Source organism: Micrococcoides hystricis (assembly GCF_042434215.1).
Taxonomy (GTDB): Bacteria; Actinomycetota; Actinomycetes; order Actinomycetales; family Micrococcaceae; genus Micrococcoides; species Micrococcoides hystricis.
Map to the genome: position 1 here is coordinate 1 of NZ_JBHLUB010000011.1, position 1,302 is coordinate 1,302.

Annotated in this window: 1 protein-coding gene; it reads right to left on the reverse strand. The window is 57.7% G+C overall.

The annotated features are described in order from the left end of the window. Window positions 1–48 precede the first annotated feature (48 nt). Window positions 49–1,247, reverse strand: a protein-coding gene (locus ACFFFR_RS03870; protein WP_377458219.1) for an IS3 family transposase whose coding sequence is annotated in 2 segments (ribosomal slippage) — window positions 49–995 and window positions 995–1,247 — 1,200 coding nt in all. Because the reading frame shifts where the segments join, the coding sequence is not laid out codon by codon here. Between the last annotated feature and the right edge of the window lie 55 nt (window positions 1,248–1,302).

Genomic DNA, 1,302 nt, shown 5'->3' on the forward strand with positions numbered 1-1,302 from the left:
TGGGCTGTGTCAAGTTTTTTGGACAGGCTGCTCGGGTTTTCTAACTCGTTAGGCCGCTTGGGTTGATGCCGTTGCGGTGAGGTCGTGGCGGTCGGTCCAGGCTTGGGCTGGGGTGCGGTAGTCGAGGCTGGAATGGGGTCGTTGGCGGTTGTAAAATACTTCGATGTATTCGGCCACGGCCATGCGTGCCCGAGCTCGACTGGTGAAGACCTGGTGGTGGTACATTTCGTTTTTCAGGCTGGCGAAAAACGTCTCGGCTACGGCATTATCCCAACACACTCCGGTGCGGCCCATCGACTGGGTGATCCCCGCGGCAGCGCAGTACGTCGTTAGCGCCTGCGAGGTATATTGGGTGCCATGATCGCTGTGGAGCAGCGCATTGTCGGCGACGCGACCGTGGGTGCGTGCCATGTCTAGGGCGTCGATGACCAGGCTGGTGCGCATGTGATCGGCTAGCTGCCAGCCGATGACCATGCGGGTGGCCAGGTCAATGATCGTGGCGAGATACAGCCATCCTTGCCCGGTGCGTAAATACGTGATGTCCGAAACCAGTGCCTGACCTGGAGTGTAGTCTTCCGGATCGAAATTTCGGTCCAGGTGATCTTCGAATACCTGCGCGTGGTCATCAGCGATGGTGGTGCGCTTATACGCGCGTTTCTGCACAGCAGCCAGTCCCATTTCTCGCATCAGATCGGCGACCAACCCGACCGAGCAGACGATGCCTTCGTCGTTGAGTTTCGCGGCGACACGGCGGCACCCACCAACACCGCGTAGAAACGTGAAGACCCTGCGGATTTCAGGCTTCAGCGCATCGCGGCGAGCTTGGGTGGCAGTCACTGTGCCGGCGCGGTCGCGCCAGGCATAAAACGAGGATCTGGCAACACCGAGTTGGCGGCACATCCAAGCGATTGGATAGTTGTCCTTCTCCGCTAAAATCAGGGCTGACTTGGAGTTTAGCCCTGCTCCTTGGCGAAGAAGGCTGCGGCTTTTTTTAGGAACTCATTTTCCATCCGCAGCTCACGCACTTCAGCTTCCAGCTCCGCTAACCGCACCCGATCAGAGGGTTTCAATGCCGGTTCGGGCTCTGGGTTTTGTTCCCGATACAGTTTCACCCAATTGCCCAGGGTGCCGTCGTTGATCTGGAGTTCTTTGGCCACTTGCGCGATCGGCCGGTCGTTTTGCACGACCATCTGCACGGCCTCAGCTTTGAACTGGGCACTGAATTTACGGCGTGGTGATGTTGCCATGAATATGATCCTGTCTGATAATCAGCAACCTGTCCACATTCTTTGATACACCCCA